Source organism: Nocardia vinacea NBRC 16497 (assembly GCF_000308835.1).
In the GTDB taxonomy this organism is placed as follows: domain Bacteria; phylum Actinomycetota; class Actinomycetes; order Mycobacteriales; family Mycobacteriaceae; genus Nocardia; species Nocardia vinacea.
Map to the genome: position 1 here is coordinate 1 of NZ_BAGN01000018.1, position 18,794 is coordinate 18,794.

Sequence of the window (18,794 nt, forward strand, 5' to 3'; positions counted from 1 at the left end):
GATTCAGGGGATGGCGGCGTTCGTTGATCCGTGGGGGCGGCCGCTATTGGGGGTGCGGCGGGCGGTGACCAGGCAGTTGTGTGTCGATATCGGGTTGACGCCGTTCGAGGATCCGCATAATTCGGCGGCGGAGTTCACCAGGGTTCGGTTGCGAAATGAGGTTCTGCCGCTGCTGGAGCAGGTGCTCGGGGGTGGGGTCGCGGGGGCGCTGGCGCGGACGGCCGAGCAGTTGCGCGATGACGGTGCGGTATTGGATGCGCTGGCCGATGAGTTGTTGCGGGCCGCGAGTACCGGTCCGGCGAGTAATGGCCTGACCCTCTCGATCGAGACCCTCGCCACTGCCCCCGCGGCCTTGCGTCGGCGCGCAATCCGTGCCTGGTTGCTGGCCGGTGGCGCTAAAGCCCTGACCAACAAGCATTTACAGGCGGTTGACGAATTGATTACCGCATGGCGCGGGCAGGGCGGCGTCGCGGTGGGTGGCGGGCAGCCGGGACGCAGGTTGGTCGCGGCGCGCGAACATGGCAGGCTGACTTTGCGTCTGCAAGGGAGCCGATGACACATAATGGATCGGCCGGGGAGACACCCGCGGCGTGAGCGACGGGCCCGGAGGCGGTAGCGCTTGGACTAGCTCAGTCGGCCGAAGGCCGCCCGTTGAGGGTGGCGGTGGGCGACGGGCGGGCCCACGGAGGGCCCCGGGAACGCCGCTGAGACAACACCGGAAGGGAAACCAACTGACGTGTACGAGGGCGATATCGCGTCGGTGCTGATCACCGAGGAACAGATCGCGGCCAAGACCCAGGAGTTGGCCGAGCTGATTGCCAAGCGTTATCCGGCCGACGCCCCCGAGGGGGATCTGTTGCTGGTCGGCGTGCTCAAGGGCGCCATCTTCTTCATGACCGATCTCGCCAAGGCGCTGTCGATTCCCACCCAGATGGAATTCATGGCCGTCTCCTCCTACGGCTCGTCCACCTCGTCCTCCGGTGTCGTGCGCATCATGAAGGACCTGGACAAGGACATCGCGGGCCGCAATGTGCTGATCGTCGAGGACATCATCGACTCCGGTCTCACGCTGTCCTGGCTCAAGCGCAATCTGTCCACCCGCAATCCGGCCTCGCTCGAGGTCGTCACCCTGCTACGCAAGCCGGACGCGCTACGCACCCACGTGGAAGTCGCGCACGTCGGCTTCGATATTCCGAACGAATTCGTCGTCGGCTACGGCCTCGACTATGCCGAGCGCTACCGCGACCTGCCGTATATCGGCACACTCGATCCGAAGGTCTACGGCGGCGCGTAATCAGGGCAGCATAGCGAATATCGTTGCGGGCGAACCGGACCCACCGCTGTACAGCGCACCGCCGACCAATACCCAGGCACCGGTGACGGGTAGTTCGGCGAGATTCGCCAGACATTCCAAGCTGATCCGATGTTCGCGATACAGCAGCTTCGACACCTCATAGGTGTCGTCGGTCCCCAGATCGGGTCCGAACGTATCGATGCCGAGCGCGCCACGCCGCCCCAGCCGCCCGGTCCGCAATAGCCATTTGACCGTCTCGACCGCGAATCCCGGTTGGTGATCGGCATCTTCGCCGGTTCCGATGAATTCCGGCGTCCCCCATTTCTCGTCCCACCCGGTCCAGGCAACCACCGCCGAACCCTCGGGTATCCGCCCGTGCCGACCCTCCCACTCCCGCAGATCACCGATATCGATCGCGTAATCCCGATCGTTCGCACATTGGTCCCGCACGTCGATCTTCACCGCGGGCAACAAGAGATCTTCGAGATCCAATTCGTCGGCGGCCAGTCCGTCGGCATGGAAGTGGATGGGTGCGCCCCAATGGGTTCCGGTGTGCTCGCCCTGCTGGATATGGCGCAGGTAATAACCGTCGTTCGCGACCGTCGCGACAATATCGGTCCGGAATTCGGGGTCGCCGGGAAACAGCGGCGCCGTCGCCGGATCGTGGACATGGGAAAGGCTGACCAGCCGTCCGAACGGCCGCGAGCCGGTCATCGCTTCCGCTGCGGAATCGCACGTGCCAAGGCCAACAGATCGGCCTCGAGCATCCGGAACAACCGATACGTGAGCACGAATGCCAGGATGCCACCCACGCTGAGCACCCGCACCGAAACAATCACCAAATCCAGATCGGCGGCCTCGACGAAGGTCGCGCTGGCCACGCCGAGCAGCGGCACCGATGCGGCGACGCCCAGATAGAAGTTTCCGCGCTTGGCGAGTTTGCGCAGCTGCTCCTCGTCCTCGGCGCCGATACCACCGCGCACAAGCAGCTGTGGATAAATCGAACGCACCGCGTAAACCATGATCGGGAAGAACGGATACGCCAGCGCGATCGCGGCGCACACCACCTGCGCGGCGAAGAAATGCAGAAAGGTCGCGCGCGGTAGCTCGACCCCGAAGAAGACCGGTGCCAAAGGCCACACCAGCCCGGCGAGCAGCCAGAACCCGAACGGCACCCAGACCGCCCAGTCACCCATCTGCAGGGTGTCGCGCCGGGCGGCAGCCAGGGTGCGCGGTGAGTATTCGCGGCCGCGGGCCAGGCGGAATCCGATGGTCAGCGGGCGTCGGGTGAGGAAAAGCAGCAGTAATCCGGCCATCGGAAAGGCGATGAGATTTGTGATCAGGCCGCCCGTGGCGAACCGTTCCTGGTCGGTCGCCGTCATCCGATCGATGATCAGTGAGTTGTTCAGGTTGATGTTGTAGACGCTGGCGAGGAAATTCGGCACGCCGACGCACAGCGTGAGGATCGGTATGAGCCAGCCGCGCGACCGGTACGCCAGGCTGGTCGGTGCCGGATCGACCAATTCCCTGGCGCGCTCGTCGAGGCACAGATCCAGTTGCGCGGCGAGTTCGGCGCCATTGCGCCAGCGGCGCTGCGGATCGGCCCGCAGACACTCCAGCAGCACCCGCCGCAGCGCGCTCGGGGTGTCCGCGGGCAGCGTATCCGCGGTGACGCCGCGCTCGCGCAGGGCGACCATGGTCGCGATGGTTTCGGCGCGGGCGCCCGGATCGGCGGGAATCGGCGGGTCGTCGAACGGCATCGTGCCGGTGAGCAGTTCCCACAGCAGCGCGCCGAGGGAGTAGATATCGCTGCTCGGGCCGGGCGGCGGTGCGGCCGGATCGAGGAGTTCGGCGAGCTGTTCAGGGGAGCGGTACGGCAGCGAATCCGGTTCGGCGGCAAGCGGATTCGTCGCCGTGCGAGGTGCCGCCGTACGCGCGGCGAAATCGGCGAACTTGGGAATACCCTCCGCGGTGAACAGCACATTCGCCGGTTTGATATCGCGATGCAGTACGCCCTGCTGCTCGGCGTAATTGAGCGCGTCGGCCAGTCGTCTGCCTATCCAGGCCACCGTCTCCGGCCAGCTGAGTGCGGCGATTTCGGCGCGCACACTCGAATCCGACGGCCGGATCTCGCCCCTGGCCTCCATGGCGGCATCGATGGCACGCAGCAGCAGGGCGCCGCCTTCGGATTCCGGGCCGCGGCGCCGCTCGGCGAGCACTCCGGCCGCCGTACCACCGGGCAGGTACTGCATGTAGACCAGCCGGGTCGATGCGGGGGCCTCCGGTGCCGCGGACGGTGCGGCAGTGACCAGGCGCTGATCGAAAACGCGCACCAGATGCGGATGATCCAGTTGCGCCATGCTGTGCCCGCCGGCCGCGCGACCCGCCGAAAGCCGCACGGCGACGAGACGTTGCATGGAACGCTGCCTGGCGAGGAAGACCCGGCCGAGGGTGCCGGTGCCCAGATCGGTGAGCAGATCGAAGTCATCGATCCGATGACCCGGCGCCAGCCCCGCGACCAGCGCGACGCCGCGTTCGATATCGGCCGCGGAATCGTCGTCGGCGTAAACGGCCAGCCGCGCGCGCACATCCTGCGCCAGCTCCGGATATTCGGCGAGGAAATCTGCCAGTTCCAGCGAGCCGTACCGGCGTCGGGCCAGGAACTCCTCGCAGAGCAGATCGACCAAATCCGCACTGTGCCCGACCTCGGGAAATTCCTTGCGGTACTCGGCGATGCGTTTGCCGAGTCCCTCCCGATCCCAGCGGTGCCGCAGATCGATGCGGACCAGATCGGTGAGTACCGCCAGCCGCACCTGGGTGCCGTCAGGGATGTACTCGGCGATCGGAGGTGGGTCGGTCCGCTCGCCTCGCAGGCAGTGCTGCCAATCTTCGGTAAATCTGGTTATGGGGTCGGTCTCGCCTCGATCCGCGAAATCGGCAGCTGTCACGATCGCGGCTCCGGCACGACGGACCGGCCGCGCTTCTGGTTCGCCGAAACATGTTCGCGGTCAAGGGAATCCACTGGCGCGACGATACGCTCCAGTGCACGCAGATCGGCCTCCAGCGCCCGGAAGAGCAGGTAGGAGCCGATGAACGCGATGATGCCGCCCACACAGAGCACGCGCACCGCGGCGATCACCATCGGAATATCGTCGGGTGGCAGGAAGGTCACGCCCGCCACCGCGAGCAGCGGCACCGAGGCCGCGACCGCCAGATATCCGTTGGCGCGGCGATCCAGGCCGCGCAGCCACACCGCGTCCTCGGTGCTGATCTCCCCGTGCCGCAGGAAGATCGGATAGATGCAGCGGACCATGAAGAAGCACACCAGGAAGAACGGGTACGCCATCGCGATCGCGCCGCACACCACGATCGAGGTGAGGAAGTGCACCACCGCGCGAGCGGGCACGTCCCCGGCCGCCAATTGCAGCGCGATCGGGAAGGTGAATCCGGCGATCACCCACAGCGAGAAGACCACCCACACTGCTCGGTCGCCGAACAGCAGGGAATCCGCCCTGGCCAGCCGCAGCGTCTCGGCATCGTAGCGGCGGTGGCGGCGCAGCCCGTGCGGCACCGTGAGCATTCTTCGGGACAGATAGAGGATCAGCGTCGCCCCGAGCGGGAAGAAGATTCCGTTCACCACGGTGGTGATGATCATGAAGGTGCGCCCGGCGTCCTCGGGGAGCCGGTCCACGATCAGATGCTGGTTGTGCTGGATGTTGTATGCCGAGGCGAGGATATTCGGGATGCCGATGGCCAGCGACACGATCACCAGCCGCCACGACCGCAACTTCAGCCGCCAACTGCCGGGCGGTGGGTCGACCAGATCCCTGGCCCTCGGGTCCATGCACAGGTCGAACTGCTTGGCCAGCACCCCGCCATTGGCCCAGCGCAGTGTCCGGTCCGATTCCAGACAGGTCAGCAGCACCCGCCGCAAAGCCGCCGGACAGTTCGCCGGAACTCGTTGCAGCGCAGCATCATCCACCCCGGAGGTGCGGCGTTCCAGCATGCCCTCCAGCGCCGTATCGTCGCCGTGGTCGGTCGCGGTCGCGGTGGAATCGTCGAACGGCTTCGCACCGGTGAGCAATTCCCACAGGACTACGCCGAGGGCGTAGATATCGGAACGGGTATCCAGATCCTCGGCCGTACGCTCGCGGCCGGGATGGCAGGCCTCCAACTGTTCGGGCGACATATACGCCAGCGAGCCGCCGAAATAGGCCACCGGACTGGTGCCGGCCACATTGCGGCTGAAGCTGATATTGAAATCGGCCAGTTTCGGTACTGCCTCGGCGGTGAGCAGGATATTGGCCGGTTTCACGTCGCGGTGCAGCACGCCGTGCGCGGCGGCGTATTCCAGCGCCTCGGCCACTCTGCGGCCCAGCCAGGCCACGGTCTCCGGCCAGCTGAGTCCGGCTATCTCGGCGCGCACGCTGGAATCGGTCGGGCGGATTTCGCCCTTCTCCTCCATGGCCGCGTCGACCGCGTCGAGCAGCAGTTGTCCGCTGCGTTCGGCGGGTGGGGTCGCGCGCACCCAGCGCAGCACCCCGAGCAGTGTGCCGCCGGGCAGGAACTGCATGTACAGCAGCCGCAGTCGGCGCATGGCCGGATCGCGGGCGTCATCGGAGCCGAGTAGCCGCTGATCGAAGACGCGCACGATGTAGTCGTGGTCGAGCTGGGCCAGGGTCTGCGGTTCGGTGCCGTGGTCGGCGGAGATTTTCACCGCGACCAAGCGCTGCATTGATCGCTGCCTGGCCAGGAATACCCGGGCGAATGCGCCGCTGCCGAGTCCGGTGAGCAGATCGAAGTCGTCGATGGACTGGCCGACCTCGATCCGGTCGAGGGCGTCGAATTTCCCCGGACCGGTTCCGATTGTGGTCGGAATGGCGGTCGCCGTCTCGGTCGAATCGGCGGTGGCACGAGTCACGTCAGTATTACGAGTGGACTCCTGGGTTCGGTTCAGCCCGACAGTTTGGTCGGCTTGGACGGTCCGGCTCAGTTCGGCCGCCGCGCGGGTATTGGCGAACTCGGTAAGCACCGAATCCTCGAGCGCCGCCCGGCGGGTGCTCTGGTCGATGTCGTCGGCATTGAGCAGAGCGCGCAATTCCGCCGCTTGTTCCGGATATTCCCGCAGATAATCCTTCGGATCGACACGTTCACCGCTGTGTCTGCGGATGACGAACTCTTCGTACACCAAACCGGCCGGAATGCCGCCCGGTTCGAGTTCCGGAAACTCGGCGCAGTAGTCGAAAAGCCGTTTGCGCGGCGTCGGCGTCTCGGGGAGCCGGATCCAGCGATGTCGCAGGTCGACGCGGATCAATTCGATCAGGGCGGCCCGGCGCAGGGATTCGGCATCGGGAAGAAAGTCGGCGATCTCCGGTGGCCGGCGCGCCGATTCCCATGCGGTCGAGAAGGCCTCGACCACGTCGTTCTCGGTATGCGACGGCGGCTCGTCCCAGTCTCTGGTCGGCTCGGTGCCGAGATCGGTTCGGTGCGTATTTTCAGGATCAGCACTCATTTTTCGGACCTACCTGCTGAGCGGATGTCGAGTATCCGCAGTGGCCGTTCGGTGGATGTGCCGCTGAATTTCCGCCACACCCGACGACATCGTCCCCCGAGCAGTAATCGAAATGATAACTTGCGCCACAACAGCGGATCACCCGATTTCGACAACGATGCGACGGGGAAGAACCAGCACATGAACAACACTGCGGCGCGAGCGACGGGCGCGGAGGCGGTAGCGGAGCGGGACCACGGAGTAACCGGGGAGCGCCGCAAATCGGACTCGGTGCGAGCAGCGGGCGCGGAAGTAGCCGAGCGCGACCACGGAACAACCCGGGAGCAGCGCTGTAAATCGAATACCGTGACGGCCGCGGCGGGTGGCGTCGCGGCGGCGGATTCGACAGCGACGGATTCGACCGCTCCGGAGGCTGCTGAAGCTCCGGAGGTGCAGGCCGCCCGTGGGGTCGCGGTGGGCGGGACCGACGCCGTGCATGCTTCGATGGACTCCAGCATGCCACGCGAATCCGGCCTGTCACGAGGTCCGGCGGCGGCAATCGCGGCGAGTGTGCGTGACGGCTCGCTGACGCCGACCGAAACCGTCGATACCGCCCTGGATCTGATCGCCGCCGAGAACCGAAAGACGAATGCGTTCACGGTCGTTCGCTCCGCTAAGGCACGGGCCGAGGCACTCGCGCTGGAACAGCGTTCCGATCTGGATCTGCTGCCGCTGGCGGGTGTGCCCATCGCGATAAAACACAACATCGCGGTCGAGGGTGAATCGATCCTCGCCGGTTCCACCGCGACCGATACCCGTCCGGCAACCGCCGACCATCCGGTCGTGCGCAGGTTGCGGGACGCGGGTGCGGTGGTGGTCGGGCTGACCGCGGTCCCCGAACTGGGCCTGTGGGGCACGACCGAGAGCGAGGGCCGCATCGGTCGGAACCCGTGGAATTCCGCCCGTAGCTCCGGTGGCTCGTCCGGCGGCTCGGCCGCGGCCGTGGCGGCCGGGTTGGTGCCGGTGGCGCACGGCAACGACGGGCTCGGTTCGGTGCGCATTCCCGCGGCCTGCTGCGGGGTGTTCGGGATCAAGCCGGGGCGGCATACCGTGCCCGCCGAGGTAGGCGTCGATTCCTGGTCCGGAATGGTCGAAAACGGTGTGCTCGCGACGACAGTCGGCGATGCCGCGCTCATGCTGTCTGTGCTGGCCGCGCGCCCGGACCTAGCCGAGTTGGAGCCGCCGGGCCGACTACGCATCGGGCTGGCCGTGGCGCCACCGTCCCGGATGTTCCGGGTCGATCGGCACTGGACCGCGGCGGCCCGCACCGCTGCTTCGGCCGCCGCCGCGGCCGGGCACCTGGTGGAATCGGTGACACTGCCCTACGGCGAATCGCTCGTTTCGGTCGGCCTGCGCTGGTTGGCCTGCGGCGCGCGTGAGGCCGCGAATCTCATCCGCCCCGAACGTCTGCAGCGGCGCACCCGCCGCCACATCGCACTCGGTCGGCTCGTCCAGCGGCTGCGGCTGGTGCGCCCGGCCCAGGTGGACCGGGTCGAGGCGCAACTGCTGGACTTCTTCGAGCGCTACCACGTGGTGATCACCCCGACGCTCGCCGCGCCGCCGCCGCGGGCCAGGGCCTGGCACACCCTGGGGTGGCTCGCGAATGTTGTTGTCAGCGCTCGGTATTCACCGTTCACACCGCTGTGGAATCTGGTCGGCTGGCCCGCCGCGTCGATCCCGATGGGAATGCACCCGAGATCCAAAACACCGGTCGCCGCGCAACTGACGGCACCGCCCGGCAGTGAATCGATCCTGCTGCGCCTCGCGGCTCAACTCGAGTCGATCCACCCCTGGAAGCGAACGGTGAACGATTAACCCGCGATCGCGGGCTGATGCTGCACTGCGAAACCACCGTCGACCGCGCGTGCGGCGAATTCGAGGATGGTGGGTCGGTTGTCGTCGGCGCGCCAGGCCACCGCCAGTTCGCACGGGGCGAGTCCGGCGAGCGGGCGAGCGGTCAGACCCGGCCAGCGGTACATGGGCACATTGTTCTCGGCCAGCAGGCAGACGCCGAGGCCAAGGCTCACAGCCTCCAGCTTGTCCTCGGGGGTCGCCGCCTCGGCGCCGATCTTGGGCTGACGGCCGTTGCGGGCATCGTTGCCGAGCCAGAAATCGCGCACCGCACCGGCCTCGGTGGGCAGTGCGATGAACGGTTCGTCCAGCAGGTCGGCGAAGTCGATGGTCTCGTTCTCGGCCAGCGGATGGTTCTCCGGCAGCAGCACCCAGCGCGGCTCGGTGCGCAGCACCTGCCAGCGGTACCGGTTCGGATCGGGTAGTGGAAGCCAGACCAGGGCAAGGTCGGCCTGTCGACCGGCCAGACCACTGGACGGGTCGGTCCAGGACGCGGCGTGCAGCGCCAGGCGGTGCCCGCTCGCGCTCTCCAGATCGTTGAGCAGCCCGCGGCCGAGCGCGGATTGGATGCCGACGCGCAGCACCTCACCCGCCTCCTGCAGGGAGACGTTGGTGACCTCCCACAGCTCCAGGATCTTGCGGGCGCCTTCGAGCAGCTCCTTACCCGCGACGGTCAGCGCGACGCTGCGCTGGTTGCGGTCGAACAGGACCACGTCGAGCTGGCGTTCCAGCTGACGAATCTGACGCGACAGGGTGGGTTGAGCGATGTGCAGCCGCTGAGCGGCGTTGGTGAAGTGCAGTTCCTCAGCGACGGCGACGAAATACCGCAGGTCGCGCAAATGCGGGTCCATAGCCCCTTGCTATCAGAATCAGTCCTGAATTTCCAGCGTATTGAGGCCGGAAAGTCTGGATATGGCAGCCGAAACAGTCGACAGGTTTGTTAGACACAGCATATGGCTTGTCATGGCCATTTGCATCATCGACTCCGCGAATCTCCAGCACTCGCGACCCGCGCTGCCGCGCACAAGTTAATTGGGCATATGACCAGCAACGATGCAGCGCGGATTGGGCCTGCGGGCCGCGCCGGGGAGGTGCCGAAGTGTGGCCGGTCACTGTCGAGAAACCGGCCCGCAAAGCAGGTGGTGCCGTTATGGGGGGTTGAAGTGATGTTAGTCACAATTGCGTTTGCCGTCTCGTTCGAAAGTCCGGCGACGGCCGTCGCAAGGGTGTTCCGACGCGCGAAGGCGCCGTGGTCGATGACCCGACCACGGCGCCTTCGCCGACCGCTCAGAGGCTGCGTGCCCGGTCCTCATAGGCCTTGCGCTCGGCCACGTCCACATCGTCGAGGAAGGCACTGCTCGAACCCAGCGCCCTGGCCAGTCCATCGGCCACCGGCTCGGGCAGCAGATTCACCAGCTGCGACAGGAATCCGGCCACCGCGGTGACCCGGACCTTGGACTTCGGCTCGGCGATCAGCGCGACGATCGCATCGGCGATCTCCTCCGGCTCGGCCGGGCGCAGCAGCTTCGGGCCGCTCACGCCGGAGCCGAGTTCGGTATTAGTCAGCGTCGGCAGCACCGAGGAGAACGCGACACCCGAACCCCGGTACTCCTCGCGCAGGGTGTCGGTGAAGCCGAGCACCGCATGCTTGCTGGCGTTGTAGGTCGCCAGGCCGGGGATATGCGTCTCGCCGGCGAGCGAGGCGATATTGATGATGTGTCCGCGCTTGCGCGCCAGCATGCGGGCCAGGCTCAGCTTGGAGCCGAGGATCACGCCGTAGACATTGATATCCAGAATGCGGCGGGTGATCTGATCCGGCTCATCGGCGAATCTGCCGGTCGGCATGATGCCCGCATTGTTGATCAGCACATCGATCGGGCCGACTGTGCGCTCGACCTCGTCGAGGAAGCTCTCGAACGAGTTGGGATCGGTGACATCGAGCCGTCCGTACAGTTCGAAATCGCGGGCCGCGCCGGACTCCTTGACCGTGGTCTCGTCGATATCGCCGATCGCGATCTTGGCGCCGAGCGCCTGCAGCGCGGTCGCCGTCGCGAGTCCGATGCCACGTGCGCCACCGGTGATGACGACGACCTTGCCGCGAATCTTCGCCGCGGCGGTGTTGGATTTGCGGAGTTCCCGGTGCCCTCCGTGGTTACGCTGAGCTACCGTCCCCGTCGCTCGCTCCGCGGTCACTTGTTGTCTCCCTTGAGTTTCAGAATTGCCGCAATGTCGATGCGCCGCAGTCCGCGCGCCCCCGCGGCACGCATCGCGCCGAGCCCGAACAGCACCTTCGGCATCTGGTACGGGAACCAGAGCAGTTCCTTCTGCTGGGTCGGCAGGATCGGCGTGGTGATCGCCTTCTGCCTGCAGTACTTGCGAACTCCGTTCGGACCGCCCCAGCGTGCGCCGACACCGGACTGTCCCCAACCGCCCATCGGCAGCGCGAAGCTGAACAGGTTGACGAAGACATCGTTGATATTCACCGCGCCGGCTTCGAGGGCGCGCGCCACACGCTCGCCGCGCTCCTTATCGCCGGTCCACACCGAGGCCGACAGGCCATAGACCGAATCATTGGCCAGCCGAACGGCTTCCGCCTCGTCGGCGACCTTGATCACCGGCAGGGTCGGGCCGAAGGTCTCCTCGGTAATGCAGGACATGGTGTGGTCGACATCGACGAGCACGGTCGGCTCGAACAGGGTGCCGACACCGGTGCGTTTGCCGCCGGTGGTCACCTTGGCGCCCGCCGCGACGGCCTCGTCGACATGCCGCTGCACGATCTGGACCTGGTTCTCATTGGCCAGCGCGCCCACGTCGTATTTGGACTCGCGACCGTCGAGACCCTGGCGCAGATTCTTGACCGCATCGGTGAGCTTGGCGACGAATTCGTCGTAAACCGGAGCTTCGACATACACCCGCTCCACCGAAATGCAGACCTGGCCCGAGTTGAACATGCCGCCGAAGGCGATGCCGTGCGCGGCCCGATCCAGATCCGCGTCGGCCAGCACAATGGCCGGATCCTTACCGCCCAATTCCAGGCTGTAGGGAATCAACCGCTCGACACAGGCGGCGGCGATCTTGCGCCCGGTCGCGGTCGAACCGGTGAACTGGATGTAGTCGGCATTCTCGACCACCGCGGCACCGGTCGCACCCGCACCGGTGACCACGGCGAAGACCGGCGGCGCACCGATTTCGGCCCAGCCCCTTGCCAATTCGATCGCCGAAAGCGGAGTCACCTCCGACGGCTTGAGGATCACCGCGGCACCGGCTGCCAGCGCCGGGATCACATCGATGACCGGCATGGCCAGCGGGAAGTTCCACGGCGTGATCACGCCGACCACCGGATACGGCTTGTACACCGTGGTCAGCTTCTTGACCCGGGCCAGCGGGCTGTGCGGCGAGGGATGGTCGTCGGCGAGGAATTTCCCGGCCCGGCGCGCGTAATAGCCGATGAGATCGGTGGAGAAGGCCGGGTCGATCAGTGCGTCCACGCGGGGTTTGCCCGCCTCGGCCTGCAGCACATCGGCCAGATGCTCGGTGTTGTCGATGATCCAGTCCTGCAGCTTCAGCAGCCATTCCTTGCGCCCGTCGGGGCCGATGGCCTCCCACTCCGGCTGGTACAGGCGCAATTCGCGGATCTTGGCCGCGACCGCGTCGGCGCTCTCGTTCGGCACCGTGCCGACCACCGCGCCGGTGCCCGGATTGCGCACCTCGATGACAGCGGGATCGCTCTTTTGTGGCGCTGTCTTATGTGCCGTTGTCTTCTTGGCGGCGCCGGGCACCGATTCGGTGTTGGTCACTGCTGTTCTCCCACTGACGTTGTGCTGAACCGCTGGTGCTGATCCTGTGAATCAGCTCACTGACCTATCATCGTGACACAAGATTGCACGACTTTCTTGGGTCGATTTGTCAATGGACTCGGCCATATTTGTACTCAGAGAACAATTCGGAGGAATTATGGCCGCTGCCTCGACAGGTCGGTTCGCCGCCGCGGACCCGTTGCGGACCGATTCCGATCCGAACGTCGAGATCGTGCGCGACTGGCTGGCCGAATACGTCTACGAGACGATGCGGACCCAGACGCTGGAGCAGATCGTCGACCGCCTCGACAACGCGATCATCGCCCGCATTCCAGAACTGGCCGACCGCGATATCCGCCGCGATCTCGCGGCCAGCACGCGGGCACACGCCAGGGTCATGCTGAGCGGACTCACCAGTGACACCTTCGATTTCACGCTGCCGGACGAGGTGCACGCCTTCGCGCGCACGATCGCCCGGCGCGGTTTCCACCTGCGCCTACTGCTGCGGACCTATCACGTCGGGCAAGAGGCGGTCCTCGACTACATGAGCGACGCCATCGATGAGCGGCGTCCGCCGCAGGAAATCGAGCGCGCGGTCATGTTGCGGCTGTTCGAGCGATCGACCAGATGGGTCGGCAATTCGGTGGAGGCGCTGACCGACACCTACATGGAAGAACGCGAGCGGATCCTGCGTGCCGATCTCAATCGCCGCACCGAGACCGTCCGCGCGCTGCTCGCCGACGACGAATTGGACCTCGACCAGGCCTCGATTCGGCTCGGATACCGCCTGGCGCAACAACATATGGCGTTCGTGTGCTGGGCCGACGAAACGTCGGGTGATGCCGAGATGAGCGGGCAGCTGGATCGGATCGCGGCCCGGCTCGCGGGTGCGCTCGGCAGCAATCGGGTGCTGACCGTCCCATCCGGGGCGAGCGGCATGTGGGCCTGGGTGGGACTGGACGACGAGGCGCATGCGGCGGAACTGGCCGAGCCCGCTCGACTGGCCGAATTGGTGGCCGGTCAGGTCGATGCGCCGGTGCGGGTCGCGTTCGGGGTGCCCGCGCCGCAGGCCGCCGGGTTCCGGCAGAGCCATCACGAGGCCGTCGCGGCCAGGCACGTCGCCGAGCGCGGTCCGGCGGATCGAGCGCGGGTCACCGCATATCGCGAGGTGGAGATCGCCTATCTGGTGGGCGCCGACGACGCGGCCATGCGCGGTCTGATCGGGCGCGAATTACGCGCGCTGGCGGGCCGTGATGTCAATGCCACAAGACTGCGCGAAACACTGCACGCATATCTGAAAAGCCATCGCAGCCCGGAGGCCACGGCGAAATTACTCGGTGTGCACAAGAACACGGTCCGCTATCGGATCCAGCGGATCGAGGAACTGCTCGGCCATCCGATCGAAGCGCGCAGCCTGCCGCTGGAGATCGCACTGGCCTGCGTCGCCACCTACGGCGCAGACGCCCTACCTTGAAACGCTACGAACTACTCCGCCTCCGCGACCTCGCGTTCGTGGCGTGGCGGCGGTTCGGTGACCGGTGCGACCCGCACATTCGGTAAATCCGCGAGCAATTGCGTGGTCGCTGCCGCGATGGCGTTCACCGCCTTGTCGACGGCTGCCTTGGTTGTGGTGCTCAGGCCGGACACGCCACCGACCGTACGCACATACTGCAGTGCGGCAGCATAGATTTCCTGCTCGGTAGGCGCAGGATCCAGGCCACGAAGGAGGGTGATGTTGCTACTCATGGGAGCACACTACTGCCCATGGTCGGGGTAAGGCAGGCCAAGAAACAGATCCGACAAAGCCAAGCGATTACACAGGTCCATCCAAGATCGATGGTGAACAATCGGGGGTATGCCTGCCCGCGGTGTACCCACCTTGACAACATTCCCCTACGACGAGCTCGACAAGCGGGAAGAGGACCACTGGTCCGGCGCGGCGGTATCGGAGGACGAACTGCGTGCGCTCGCACTCGGCGGCTTCTATTCGGCGCGCTGGGACGCCTTTCACGACGCGCTGCTGCTCGGTCCCGAGCGCGACCATCCGCTCGGTGACCGGCGCGAACTCGCCATCGATACGCTCACCGGCGCATGGGGCATCACCGACGGCACCGAGGCGCAGGCCTCCATGGAACAGTTGCTCGAAGGTATGCACGCGCCGCTGTACGCGATGGTGCATCCGCTGGTGATGGCATCGATCAATGCCAGTGAACGCGACCGGTTCGGTGAGCGGGCCGATCGGCACCGCGCCTTCCTGCGGCAGGTGGGCTCGTTCCGGGGGATGGACAACCCGGAGGCGCTGGTCCGCGATTACGACATCTGGTCCCAGGCGATCAAAATCGGGTTCACCGATCATCTGGCCCGGCCGCTGCCGAGCGATATCCATGCCTGGGATCTGGCCCGGGTGGTCGCGGTGGCTCGAATGGCCTTTACCGCGGGTTATCTCGACGCCGAGGTGGCCTGGGGCTATCTGATGCGGGCACTGCCGCTGGCCCAGCGCAAATACCGGAATTGGCGCCAATTCGGCGATGCTTACCTGACCGGCTGGACCTACTGGCAGGCCTGTGAGGATCTGGCCGAACTCAAGAACGGCGGCGTGGATCGGCGCATGGAACTGCTGCGCCTGTGGTTGCGTCCGACCAGCCCGTGGCGGCGGATCACGCTGCAATCAGTTCCCGTCGGGGAGTGAGCGCAGAATTCCGCGGCCGTAGCGCTGGAACTGTCCGTCATCGACCATGCCGAGGGAATGCCGCTCAACCAGCAATTCCCATTCGGAATAGAGCTGGGCGACGCCCGGATCGGCCGGACCGGCCGCGCCGTCGGCCGAATCGCGCCGGACGGCGAAATTCACCGCACAGGTGACGCGTTCGGTATCGGCCCGATCGGTGCCGGTGAAATGCAACGTGACGTTTCCGTCGTGCACATCGATACCGGTCTCGCCGCGCACCGAGCCGATCTCACCGGGCGTCGTCACGGCGCCGTCGGTGGTGCGCGCCCACATGATGACCGGAATGGGTAGCTCGTGGGCGTACCTGTCGCCGGGACCGATGGAGATGAACAGCAGCCGTCCGGTGGTCGCGGCCAGCAGGCCGAGGCCGGTGCCCGCGGGCGGATGTGCCACGACGATGGCGGTCTCCAGCACGTATTCGTCGACGGTCACATAGCGATGCAGAGCGGCTATCGCTGCCTTGGCTTCGCGCTTGGGGGTCATCCGCCGCACGGCTCGATCGACATCGGCCCTGGTCGGCCCGCTCTTACCCCACTGCGGGGCGGGCGGCTGTAGATCGGGTGCGGCCACATCGATGCGCTGGCTGGCCAGGATCTGACCGTTGATGCGCTCGACGATCTCGGCGGCCGCGGGGAAATCGTGTTCGGCTATCAATACCGGTAGCGGGGTGCGGTCGGCGGGCACGCCGGTGAGCACGGGCGTGGGATAACGCAGATAGATCTCGATGACGACGGCATCGTCGGCGCGGCGGTTCAGCCGAACCTTGAGCAGATCGGTGACCGGCACATCCAGGACGCGCTCGCCCTCGCTGCCCGGGCGTAGAACGATCAGTCGTCCACGGCCGTGCCGCAGTATCGCTGTGGGTGTCCGTAGCTCAACTATGTCCATACCCCCTGCGCTCTTGTGTCGTCGCTCACGATAGGCCGAACATGACATGATTGTGACCACTTGGCGTAACCCGACCGGAGACTTCGGGAACCACGGACGTTCCCCGACCGTTTACCTGTCGAACTACACCAGCTGCCGAACTGCGCGATGTATCGACTAGACCGTACGCGGTAACGTGGCATGTCCGCATCCGAACTACCGGACGGGACGCGCCCGACGCCACGCTAGGCATGCACCGGAGACACCCGGAAAGGACTGGCCGCCCGGCCTAAGCTCTATGAACCGCAAGACTGTGTTTCGCACCCTGGCCATAGTCTCGGGCATTTTGCTCGTGATCTATGCGTTCAGCTATTTCGGCAATGACACGCGCGGCTGGAAGAGCGTCGATACCTCGGTGGCGTTGAGTCAGCTGAACGACAAGAGCAACGTCAAGAACGTCCAGATCGACGACCGCGAGCAGCAGCTGCGCATCGAGCTGAACAACGGGAACGACGCCACTTCCGGCTCCAAGAAGATCATTGCAAAGTATCCGGGCGGAAGTGAGACCTCCAACCAGGTCTTCGACACCGTGCAGAAGTCCGGCGCACCGTTCAACACCGTGGTCAAACAGGACAGCTGGTTCACCCAGATCCTGCTGTTCGTGCTGCCGATGGTGATCTTGTTGGGCCTGTTCATCTTTGTGATGTCGCGCATGCAGGGCGGTGGTCGCGGCGGCATGATGGGCTTCGGCAAGTCCAAGGCCAAACAGCTGTCCAAGGACATGCCCAAGACCACCTTCGCGGATGTGGCCGGCGCCGACGAGGCCGTCGAAGAGCTCTACGAAATCAAGGACTTCCTGCAGAACCCGGTCCGCTACCAGGCGCTCGGCGCGAAGATCCCCAAGGGCGTGCTGCTCTACGGGCCGCCCGGTACCGGTAAGACCCTGCTGGCGCGTGCCGTCGCGGGCGAGGCCGGGGTGCCGTTCTTCACCATCTCCGGTTCGGACTTCGTCGAAATGTTCGTCGGTGTCGGCGCCTCCCGCGTGCGTGACCTGTTCGAACAGGCCAAGCAGAACAGCCCGTGCATCATCTTCGTCGACGAGATCGACGCGGTCGGCCGCCAGCGCGGCGCCGGCCTCGGCGGTGGTCACGACGAGCGTGAGCAGACCCTGAACCAGTTGCTCGTCGAGATGGACGGCTTCGGCGATCGCACCGGCATCATCCTGATCGCCGCGACCAACCGCCCCGACATCCTCGATCCGGCGCTGCTGCGGCCGGGCCGCTTCGACCGGCAGATCCCGGTCAGCAATCCGGATCTGGCCGGACGGCGTTCCATCCTGCGGGTGCATTCGCAGGGCAAGCCGATCTCGCCCGAGGCCGATCTCGACGGTCTGGCCAAGCGCACCGTCGGCATGTCCGGCGCGGATCTGGCCAATGTCGTCAACGAGGCCGCTCTGCTCACTGCCCGTGAGAACGGCGCGGTGATCACCGGCGAGCAGCTCGAGGAATCGGTGGACCGCGTCATCGGTGGTCCGCGCCGCAAGAGCCGCATCATCAGCGAGCACGAGAAGAAGATCACCGCCTACCACGAGGGCGGCCACACCCTGGCCGCCTGGGCGATGCCGGATATCGAGCCGGTCTACAAGGTCACGATCCTGGCCCGCGGCCGCACCGGCGGCCACGCGATGACGGTGCCCGAGGACGACAAGGGCCTGATGACCCGCTCGGAGATGATCGCCCGCCTGGTCATGGCGATGGGCGGCCGCGCGGCCGAGGAACTGGTGTTCCACGAGCCGACCACCGGCGCGTCCTCGGATATCGACCAGGCCACCAAGATCGCGCGCGCCATGGTCACCGAATACGGCATGAGCGCGCGGCTGGGCGCGGTGCGCTACGGCCAGGAGCAGGGCGACCCGTTCCTCGGTCGCTCGATGGGCATGGGTTCGGACTACTCGCACGAGGTCGCGGGCGCCATCGACGAGGAGGTGCGCAACCTCATCGAGGCCGCGCACACCGAGGCGTGGGCCATCCTCAACGAGTACCGTGATGTGCTCGATGTGCTCGCCACGGCGCTGCTGGAGCGGGAGACCTTGCACCGCAAGGATCTCGAGGAGATCCTCGCCGCGGTGGACAAGCGTCCGCGCATTACCGCGTTCAACGATTTCGGCGACCGCGTGCCGTCGGATAAGCCGCCGGTGAAGACCCCGCGTGAACTGGCCGCCGAACGCGGCGAGCCGTGGCCCCCGCAGGCGGCGGCGCTGCCGAAGCTGCCGCAGCGTGAACCCGCCGCGGCCAATGGCTATCCGGACGGCGGCTATCAGGAACCGCGCTACGGCGGCGGTCACCCCCAGCCGCCCGCGCCCGGTTACCCGTTGCCGCAGGCCCCGTCCCCGGCTTATCCGCGACAGGGCGCGACGCACGGCTCGCGGCCGGATTACGGTGCTCCGGCCGGTTGGTCGGCACCGGGCTGGCCGCCGCGCGACGAGCCGCAGCAGCAGTCGGGTCAGCCCGGCTACGGCGGCTGGCAGGGTGAGCCGCAGCCGCGCCACGGCTACCCGCAGCCGCAGCAGCCGTGGGGTCAGCCGGACCGCGGCAACGACGCCTATGACGAGCCCGCCAACGGTACCGGGAATAACGAGGGCGAGAACCACGATTGGGATGGACCGAACGGTCGGCACTGACGCGTGCCGATTAGGCTCGACCATCT

General features: G+C 66.3%; 14 protein-coding genes. 6 read left to right on the forward strand and 8 right to left on the reverse strand.

The annotated features are described in order from the left end of the window. Together ON44_RS02555 and hpt are read left to right on the forward strand one after the other, a co-directional pair. Positions 1–556, forward strand: a 556-nt coding sequence (locus tag ON44_RS02555) for a TilS substrate-binding domain-containing protein (protein ID WP_040686178.1), incomplete at its 5' end; no start/stop codon positions are given. Positions 557–736: 180 nt separating this feature from the next. Next, entirely contained in the window at positions 737–1,294 is a 558-nt protein-coding gene (gene hpt, locus ON44_RS02560; protein ID WP_040686151.1) for a hypoxanthine phosphoribosyltransferase, read from the forward strand. On the opposite strand, the gene ON44_RS02565 is transcribed toward hpt, so the two are convergent. The 3 genes from ON44_RS02565 to ON44_RS02575 are packed head-to-tail and all read right to left on the reverse strand — an operon-like array spanning position 1,295 to position 6,806. Next, the gene (locus ON44_RS02565; protein ID WP_083897617.1) at positions 1,295–2,008 is read right to left on the reverse strand and encodes a cyclase family protein; all 714 of its coding nucleotides are present in this window, start codon (positions 2,006–2,008) and stop codon (positions 1,295–1,297) included. It abuts the gene before it with no gap. Further along, on the reverse strand, positions 2,005–4,242 hold the full coding sequence (locus tag ON44_RS02570; protein WP_051181389.1) for a serine/threonine-protein kinase: 2,238 nt from the start codon (positions 4,240–4,242) through the stop codon (positions 2,005–2,007). The genes ON44_RS02565 and ON44_RS02570 overlap by 4 nt, the downstream gene beginning before the upstream one ends. Next, positions 4,239–6,806, reverse strand: coding sequence for a serine/threonine-protein kinase (locus tag ON44_RS02575; protein WP_083897618.1), 2,568 nt, complete (start codon positions 6,804–6,806; stop codon positions 4,239–4,241). The genes ON44_RS02570 and ON44_RS02575 overlap by 4 nt, the downstream gene beginning before the upstream one ends. 483 nt (positions 6,807–7,289) lie before the next feature. On the opposite strand from ON44_RS02575, the gene ON44_RS02580 reads away from it, so the two are divergent. Next, complete coding sequence (locus ON44_RS02580; RefSeq protein WP_444543887.1) at positions 7,290–8,660, forward strand: amidase; 1,371 nt, start codon at positions 7,290–7,292, stop codon at positions 8,658–8,660. Here the strand turns inward: ON44_RS02580 and ON44_RS02585 are convergent. The 3 genes from ON44_RS02585 to ON44_RS02595 form a co-directional block, all read right to left on the reverse strand. Continuing rightward, entirely contained in the window at positions 8,657–9,547 is an 891-nt protein-coding gene (locus ON44_RS02585; protein ID WP_040686152.1) for a LysR family transcriptional regulator, read from the reverse strand. The genes ON44_RS02580 and ON44_RS02585 overlap by 4 nt on opposite strands. A gap of 436 nt (positions 9,548–9,983) precedes the next feature. Beyond that, positions 9,984–10,799: an SDR family oxidoreductase gene (locus ON44_RS02590; RefSeq protein WP_040686183.1), complete on the reverse strand. Its 816-nt coding sequence runs from the start codon at positions 10,797–10,799 to the stop codon at positions 9,984–9,986. 86 nt (positions 10,800–10,885) lie between these two features. After that, positions 10,886–12,493 (reverse strand): aldehyde dehydrogenase family protein, encoded by a 1,608-nt coding sequence (locus ON44_RS02595; protein ID WP_040686153.1) that lies wholly within the window; start codon positions 12,491–12,493, stop codon positions 10,886–10,888. A gap of 157 nt (positions 12,494–12,650) precedes the next feature. On the opposite strand from ON44_RS02595, the gene ON44_RS02600 reads away from it, so the two are divergent. After that, complete coding sequence (locus ON44_RS02600) at positions 12,651–13,967, forward strand: PucR family transcriptional regulator (RefSeq protein ID WP_051181391.1); 1,317 nt, start codon at positions 12,651–12,653, stop codon at positions 13,965–13,967. An 11-nt stretch (positions 13,968–13,978) separates the two neighbouring features. On the opposite strand, the gene ON44_RS02605 is transcribed toward ON44_RS02600, so the two are convergent. Continuing rightward, positions 13,979–14,239, reverse strand: a complete 261-nt coding sequence (locus ON44_RS02605; RefSeq protein ID WP_040686154.1) for a DUF2277 domain-containing protein — start codon at positions 14,237–14,239, stop codon at positions 13,979–13,981. Between the two features lie 109 nt (positions 14,240–14,348). On the opposite strand from ON44_RS02605, the gene ON44_RS02610 reads away from it, so the two are divergent. Further along, positions 14,349–15,182 carry a DUF1266 domain-containing protein gene (locus ON44_RS02610; protein ID WP_040686155.1) on the forward strand — a complete coding sequence of 278 codons (834 nt, stop codon included), beginning with the start codon at positions 14,349–14,351 and terminating at the stop codon, positions 15,180–15,182. On the opposite strand, the gene ON44_RS02615 is transcribed toward ON44_RS02610, so the two are convergent. Next, the gene (locus ON44_RS02615; protein WP_051181393.1) at positions 15,162–16,109 is read right to left on the reverse strand and encodes a hypothetical protein; all 948 of its coding nucleotides are present in this window, start codon (positions 16,107–16,109) and stop codon (positions 15,162–15,164) included. The genes ON44_RS02610 and ON44_RS02615 overlap by 21 nt on opposite strands. 277 nt (positions 16,110–16,386) lie before the next feature. Between ON44_RS02615 and ftsH the strand changes: the two genes are divergently transcribed. Beyond that, positions 16,387–18,768: an ATP-dependent zinc metalloprotease FtsH gene (ftsH, locus tag ON44_RS02620; protein ID WP_040686156.1), complete on the forward strand. Its 2,382-nt coding sequence runs from the start codon at positions 16,387–16,389 to the stop codon at positions 18,766–18,768. Positions 18,769–18,794: the final 26 nt, after the last annotated feature.